Consider the following 6900-nt stretch of genomic DNA (forward strand, 5'->3'; position numbering starts at 1 on the left):
CTGAGGTTGACGTGGTCGTTGGGGTGCAGCCGGGCGTAGTCGCCCTTCGGGTGCCCGAGGATTTCCAGGGCCCGGTTGGCGATGACCTCGTTGGCGTTCATGTTCGAGGAGGTCCCGGCGCCGCCCTGGATGACGTCGACGACGAATTGTTCGCTGAGTTTGCCGTTCATGACCTCGGTGCAGGCTTGCCCGATGGCGGCGGCACGCCCGGCGTCGAGCAGTCCGAGCTCGTGGTTGGTGCGGGCGGCGGCGAGTTTCACGGCGGCCAGGCCGCGGACCAGGTGCATGTTGGAGGACAGTGGCTGGCCGGTGATGGGGAAGTTCTCCACGGCCCGGAGGGTGTGGACGCCCCAGTAGGCGCCGGCGGGAACGTCCCGGTCGCCCAGGAGGTCGTGTTCGGAGCGGAATTCTGCGCGTTCGTCGAGCGAGGTCATGGCGGTCCCTTACAGGTCTTTGGGGGCGGGGGAGATCTTGGGGTCAGCGAGGAAATCGGTGGCCTGCAGCAGCCCGACGGGCCGGCCGCCGCCCAGCACAGGTGTGGCGGCGAGGCGCGCCAAGGGGGAGGTGTCGACGTCGAGCGCGGCCAGGACCCGGACGGTGACGGGCATCCGGGCGCGGTCTCCGCCGTCGGAAACCTTCACGGCGAGGGCGCGGCCGTCCGGGAGGCCTACCAGCTGGACGCCCTCGAAGCCGTCCTTGGCGAGCAGGCCGGGGACCAGACGCATCAGTGCGGTGACGTCCCGGTCCTCGCCCGCAACCATCTCGGGGTGGCGGCGCATGGCGCGGCCGACGGCGGCTTCCGCTTCGGCGGCTTCCGCTTCGCCGGATCCGGTCGCGGCAGCCGCGGCCAGGCGGCCAAAGGCGCGGGCCATGCCGCGCAGCGTGAGCGCGAAGAGCGGGGTGCCGCAGCCGTCAGTGGTGGTGCGCTGGGGGTCTTCACCGGTGAGGTCCGCCACGGTCTGGGCCACCAGCTGCTGCAGCGGGTGCGCCGGGTCCAGATAGCCCTGGACCGGCCAGCCGTTGATGACGCAGGTGGCCGCCATGGCGGCATGCTTTCCGGAACAGTTCTGCGTCAGTTGGGTGGCCCGGCCGCCGCCGCCGAGCCAGTCTTCGCGTTCGCGGGCGCCGTAGGGGAGATCGGTGCTGTTCTCGAGGTCCGCTGGCGTCAGGCCGTGCAGCTCCAGGATGCGCCGGGCGCCGTCACGGTGGCTGGCTGCGCCGGAATGGCTGGCGGCGGCGAGGGCGAGCAGTTCGTCCGGGAGGTCCAGCCCGGCGCGGACCATGGCGACGGCCTGCAGGGGCTTCAGGGCGGACCGCGGGTAGAACGGGGCGAGGGGCTCCCCGGCAGTGAGTAGGATCTGGCCGTCCGCTGCGGTGGCGATGACCGAGCCGTAGTGGACACTCTCGACCAGCCCGTCCCGGGTCTGGACCGCAAGCGGGACGTGCTGCGGCAGCCACTCCGGGGCGAGCGGGGTCGGGGTGTTGTCGAGGGCAGGGGAAGTCATTGCGTCCTTTGGCGGTGGCGGTTGATGCGGTTGTGGTGGCTGGTCACTGTGTTGGTGCTGGTTTTGCCGGTGCTGACCAGATTGCTTCCGGCATTGCTGACGGAACCAGGCACCAGGCGCCTGACGTCAGGCGTTGAGGATCGAGTCGAGGGCAATGCCAACGGCGTGCAGATGCTGGCTCATGGCGATGCGCGCCGTCGCCGCGTCGCCGGCTTCGATCGCGGCCAGGATGCGCCGGTGCTCCTCGTCGGACGCGTGCTGGCGGTCCGCCACCATATTCAGGGTCTCGGACTGGTGGGCGAGGGCGTCCCGGATGTCCGCGACGACGTTCTCGAAGACCTTGTTGCGGCTGGCCCGCGCGATCAACGCGTGGAAGCTGGAGTCCAGGCCCACCCAGACTTCGGGGTCGTCCTCGCCGCTCATCGCGGCGACGATGTCGCGCAGCGTTGCCAGCTCCTCGGCCGAACGGCGTTCTGCAGCCAGTCCGGCGGCGGGAACCTCGATATGGGGACGCGCCTCCGTGAGGTCGCGGGCCGAGTATTGGCCCAGGACCAGGTCCTTTGCCACGCGGTTGGCGACGACGAACGTGCCCCGCCCGGTCTTGGTGACCGTCAAGCCCAGGGCGGTGCAGGAGCGCAGGGCCTCCCGGATCACGGAGCGGCTCACGCCGTACTGCTGGGCAAGAGTGGCCTCGGAGCTCAGCTTGGCGCCGATGCCGAGCCTGCCGGATTCGATCTCGGTGCGGAGGACGTTAAAAACGGCTTCGGCGGCACTGAGGCGAGCCAATGGCTGTCCTGCTGTCCGGCTGTCTGACAGGTTCACGCTTTAAAATATGGCAGGGATCACACCGGGGTGTCAAGTATGACGGCGGCCCCGGGGGTCCGGGGCCGCCGTCGCCGCTCGGGCCGGAGTTCCGGCGGCGGCCTACTTGCCTGGGTTTGTGTCCGGGCTGCTGGCCGGGACTACTGGACCTTGGACGGGCGGGTGCGGACCAGCGCGGTGACGCCCGCGGCCAGTCCGATCAGCCCTGCGGCCAGCCCGATCCAGCCGGCGGCGGATCCGCCGTCACTGGACATGCCCGCTGCCGCTGCCGGGGGCGCCGAGGGTGCGGTCGTCGTGGCTGCGGCGGGGACGGCTGCGCCGTGGGCGTCGGCGTCCTTGGCCGTGGTCACGAAGGAGGGTGCCGGGTGCCCGGGTTCGGCCTGGCCCTCGACCGTCTTCTCGTCCCACTTGACGACGGTTCCATCGGTGTAGGTCTGGGCCGTCGGCAGCGTCACCGTGGTTCCCGCGTCCGGCAGGACGCCGACGGACAGTGAGAAGGCCTGGTACTCGTCCGGTCCGATCTGGTGGGCCTCGTCCGCGGTCCAGACCACGGAACTCGGGGCCTTGGTGACCGTGGCGCCGGCGATCGTGATCGGCTTCGGCAGGTCGCTCGTGGTGATGACGGCCTTCCAGCCCTCGACAGGCTTCACCGACACCGAAGTGAACGGGGTGTCCGTGGGCAGCGTGACTTCGAGTTTGCTGGTCTTGGCCGACTCGGACTCGCTGGGGACATTGAACGTCAGGTGGCTGTAGCCGCCCGCGGCCGGATCATCGGTGTCGACGTGGACGTGGGCGGAGGCGGCTGCTGCGCCGGCGGCGAGCAGGCCCGCGGTCATCGTGGCGGCAGCGGCGGTTTTGAGGGTACGGCGAAGGGGGGACTTCATGGCAAGGGTGCCTTTCACTAACAAATATCAGGTGGGGAGCCGTCCGGTGCGTTGTCCTTCCGGCGGTAGCAGTGGGGTGGCCACCTGCTGTCCCCGTCCATATGTGAAAGGGATTTATGTCAGGCGGCGGGCGACAGCTCCGGAGGTCCGCGCCTGGCCGGCAGGCGAAGGCCAGCCCGGGCTTTGGGGAGGACCAGGTTGACCGCGCGGGGGCGGGGGACGCGCAGGGGCGCGGCGGCGGAGGGCTGGGGCAGCTGCACGAGTGGGCGCAGCCAGGAAGCAAGTGCGGACAGAGCCTGCTCGCTGCGGGCGAGCAACAGTGCCGTGCCGAGCGTCGCCATCGCGTGTGCGGCGAACATGGCTCCGCCCATGTCGGCCGCCGAAACCGCCATGGAAGGGTCGGGCATCGCCGGGGCAATGGCAGCCGCCGAATGGCCCGGATGGCCCGGATGACCCGCAGCCATTCGGGCCTGGAGGGCCGCTGGCGCCCCTGAGGACAAGGCGCCGAAGGACCAGTGCAGCCACAGTTGCCCTACGCCGAGCAGGCCGGCCAGGGCCGGAAAGGACAGTCGGACGCGGGTCAGTACGGCCACGGGGACCATCGCCACGGCACACAACGCCGTCACGATCGCCGGCTCGGGCAGACGTCCGCCGCCAGCCAGGTGGCCGCCGGCTGCCAGCGCCACGATGATGGATCCGATCAGACCTGTGCGGAACAGCCGGAAGGGAGCGCGCGTCATCGTGTGCAGTCCTTTCCGGATTCCGTGGGGTCTGGTTGTCGCTTAAGTCCCTTAAATCTTACGGGCCGTTGTGAACCGCCACGCCCGCGCGCGGCTGAACCGCCCAATCTGTGGCGGCAGGGCTGCGCCAGCCGTGCAGTGATGGCGGGTGCCTTCGGTCGCCGGCAGTTGCCCCTGCCTGCCCAGTGCGCCGGTACGTACGTGCCGTTATAGCCCTGTGCAGGCATCTTGCCCCGTCCTATACTGGAAATGCCTGCAAAGCGGCACGTTCGTACCGCCAGGGTTCGGACCCGCAGGGTTCGATCCCACAGGTTGGTACGCACACAGAGTTCGAACCCAGAGCGTTTCGTACGCACGAACGCCGGACCCTCGGACGTATCTTGATCAACGGGAGGTGGCCATGGGGAACGCATTTCCGGGCGAACTCGCTGCCGAGGCCCGGGCCCGGCGCGGGTCGCTCCGCCTGAGCCAGCGTGAGCTGGCCGAACTGGCCGGAGTCTCAGAGCGCTTCGTCCGGTTCGTCGAACAGGGAAAACGCACGGTGCAGCTGGACTCCCTGCTGGCGCTCCTGGACACGCTGGGGCTGGAACTCCGGGTCCAGACCCGGACCAGCGCCGCAGCCCGTGCCCTCGCCGGCCCGGTGTCCGGCCTGCGGGCCGACCGTGAACTGCGGGACGGGCCGGAAGCCCGGCCATGAGGCACCGGATCGCGGATATCTACAAGGCCGGCGTGCTGGCGGCCCGGCTGGAGCGGCACGACGGCGGCACCAGGTTCAGCTACCTGCCGGCCTATCTGGCGTCCGGGGGCCCCGCCGTCGCGAGCTCCCTGCCGCTAACGCCGGAACCCGTACTGTCCGCGGCGGGGGCAGCCCCGCCGTATTTCACCGGGCTTCTGCCGGAGGGCCGGCGGCTGAATGCGTTGCGCCGTTCCATCAAGACCAGCGTGGATGATGAGCTGTCCTTGCTCATCGCGGCCGGTGCCAACCCGGTGGGTGATGTGCAGATCGTCGGCCATGGCGAGAAGCTGGACCCGGACGAGCACGCCGTCGAGCTTGACCCCGCAACGCCCGTGGATTTCGAGGCCCTGCTGGGCGACTCCGGGCTGATCGACCCGGTGGCCCTGGCGGGGGTGCAGGACAAGCTGTCCGCTGGAATGATCTCCATGCCGGTGGCCAGCGCCGGCCGGCGCTACATCCTCAAACTCAACGCGCCCGAGTTCCCGCACGTCGTCGAAAACGAGTACGCGATGTTCCGGTACGCGGCGCGGCTGCGGATCCCTCTGAGCCGGGTCCAGCTGATCCGCGACGTCGCCGGTCGGCCCGGGTTGCTCGTGGAACGCTTCGACCGGGTGCCTTTAGCCAGTGGCACTGTAGCCGGTGGCCCTGTATCCGGTGGGCCTGTCGCCGGTGTGTCGGGCCCCAAGGCGGCGGCCAGGTCGCCGCGGGCCGTGCAGCGGCTCGCCGTCGAGGACGGTGCGCAGGTGCTGGGCCTCTACCCTGCGGACAAGTACAACGTGGGATACGGGCAGGTGTGCCATGCGCTTGCGGCGTATTGCGCGGCTCCGCTGCCCGCGGTGCGGAATTTGGCCCTCCAGGCGGCATTTGCGTGGCTGACGGGCAACGGCGACCTGCACGCGAAGAACGTTTCCATGGTGCAACAGCCGGCCGGAGAGTGGTCCATCGCGCCGGTATACGACATCCCGTCCACGGTCGTCTACGGGGACAAGACACTCGCCCTGACCCTGGACGGCAAGCGCACAGGGATTTCCCGGAAGCACTTCCTGGGCTGGGCCGCGGGGATGGGGCTGACTGAACGTGCCGCCGTCCAGGTGCTGGAACTGGCGCTGAGGGCCTCGGAACCGCTGCTGGCGGACCTTCAGGCGGGCACGGCGTTCCGCTCCATGACCGACGACGGCGCCTCGCCGTTTTCAGCGATGGTCACCCGCGACTGGGTCAAGGAACTCAAACACCGGCGCAGGCTGCTGGCCGGGTGATGCCGCCGGCGCAGGCTCGGCTTGCGCCGGATGCCGTTGCCGGACGGGGTTGCGTGGAGCCTCAGAGGTGCTGGATGCCCGCCCGCTGCATGGCGTCTTTGTAGACCTCGACGTTCTTGGCGAGGAGCTCTTCCTGCTTGGCCGGAGATACCGCGAAGGCGCGGCCGCCAAGTGCGGTGGCCTTGTAGATCTTGACACCATGATTCTTCAGCGAGGAATGGTAGGTCTTCTCGAAAAGCGTCAGGAAGGAGTGGGCGTCCGCGCCGTGCGCAATAACGGCCGAGACGCGCTTGTTGATCTTGAGGAACTGGCGGAAGGGCCGGAGGCCGTCCGTCTTCTCCTGGACGTTCAGGGCCGAGGATGCCTCCGGATCGCGGATCCACGGGTAGGCGTTCCACGGCATCACATAGCGGGGGTCCAGCTCTGCGGCCTCGTAGATGGAGGTGGCGCGGCGGGCGGCTTCATCGTCGTTGAAGTGCGAGACAAAGCCCGATTCGGTGCCCTTGCCCGGGCTGATATGCAGGCTGACGATCCGGCATTCGTCCTCGTCATGGATGGGGTCGATGTACGGGACCACGGATCCAGGCTTCTTTTCCATGAGTTCGTCGCACAGCTGCGTCACCGCGGCGATGTTCGGCTCCTGCAGCAGGGTCTTCTTTTCGTCCCAGTCAATCGTCACGATTTCTCCCTCAGCACTTGGCGTCCAGAATCAGGCGGCTTCCTCCACTCTACGCTTTCGCGGCAGGGGGTGTTTCGGCCGGGACCTATTCGGCCGGGGCTGCGCGGGGGTTTGCCCTGAGTCAACGCGCCCTCCCTGTTGCCTCACGTCAATACCTCCGGGAACGTGGGGTCGTTGCCTCAGATGAAATCCTCCGGCTGCCGGGGCGGTTCCACCGTTCGTTCACGGCGGGTTTGACCGGGGCGGGCTGTTTGGCAGTGGTGAGGGCTTCAAGCCGG

General features: G+C 69.0%; 8 protein-coding genes. 2 read left to right on the forward strand and 6 right to left on the reverse strand.

All coding sequences use genetic code 11. The annotated features are described in order from the left end of the window. The 5 genes from AC1DN2_RS21175 to AC1DN2_RS21195 all read right to left on the reverse strand — a co-directional run. The coding region (locus tag AC1DN2_RS21175; RefSeq protein WP_476851855.1) for a lyase family protein at nt 1-434 on the reverse strand (434 nt) is incomplete at its 3' end. Between the two features lie 9 nt (nt 435-443). Continuing rightward, nucleotides 444-1505: an asparaginase gene (locus AC1DN2_RS21180; protein WP_476851856.1), complete on the reverse strand. Its 1062-nt coding sequence runs from the start codon at nt 1503-1505 to the stop codon at nt 444-446. Nucleotides 1506-1631: 126 nt separating this feature from the next. Continuing rightward, on the reverse strand, nt 1632-2327 hold the full coding sequence (locus tag AC1DN2_RS21185) for a FadR/GntR family transcriptional regulator (RefSeq protein ID WP_476851857.1): 696 nt from the start codon (nt 2325-2327) through the stop codon (nt 1632-1634). Between the two features lie 140 nt (nt 2328-2467). After that, nucleotides 2468-3211 (reverse strand): YcnI family copper-binding membrane protein, encoded by a 744-nt coding sequence (locus tag AC1DN2_RS21190; RefSeq protein WP_476851858.1) that lies wholly within the window; start codon nt 3209-3211, stop codon nt 2468-2470. Nucleotides 3212-3330: 119 nt separating this feature from the next. After that, nucleotides 3331-3951 (reverse strand): hypothetical protein, encoded by a 621-nt coding sequence (locus AC1DN2_RS21195; protein WP_476851859.1) that lies wholly within the window; start codon nt 3949-3951, stop codon nt 3331-3333. Nucleotides 3952-4351: 400 nt separating this feature from the next. Here AC1DN2_RS21195 and AC1DN2_RS21200 point away from each other — a divergent pair, with 400 nt between their 5' ends. Both AC1DN2_RS21200 and AC1DN2_RS21205 read left to right on the forward strand, forming a co-directional pair. Beyond that, on the forward strand, nt 4352-4648 hold the full coding sequence (locus AC1DN2_RS21200) for a type II toxin-antitoxin system Y4mF family antitoxin (RefSeq protein ID WP_476851860.1): 297 nt from the start codon (nt 4352-4354) through the stop codon (nt 4646-4648). Continuing rightward, entirely contained in the window at nt 4645-5943 is a 1299-nt protein-coding gene (locus AC1DN2_RS21205) for a type II toxin-antitoxin system HipA family toxin (protein WP_476851861.1), read from the forward strand. Before AC1DN2_RS21200 ends, AC1DN2_RS21205 begins: the two co-directional genes overlap by 4 nt. Nucleotides 5944-6004: 61 nt before the next feature. Here AC1DN2_RS21205 and AC1DN2_RS21210 read toward each other — a convergent pair whose 3' ends face one another. Next, the gene (locus AC1DN2_RS21210) at nt 6005-6622 is read right to left on the reverse strand and encodes a uracil-DNA glycosylase family protein (RefSeq protein ID WP_028276890.1); all 618 of its coding nucleotides are present in this window, start codon (nt 6620-6622) and stop codon (nt 6005-6007) included. Nucleotides 6623-6900: the final 278 nt, after the last annotated feature.

It is taken from the genome of Arthrobacter sp. 01L42 (genome assembly GCF_056400005.1).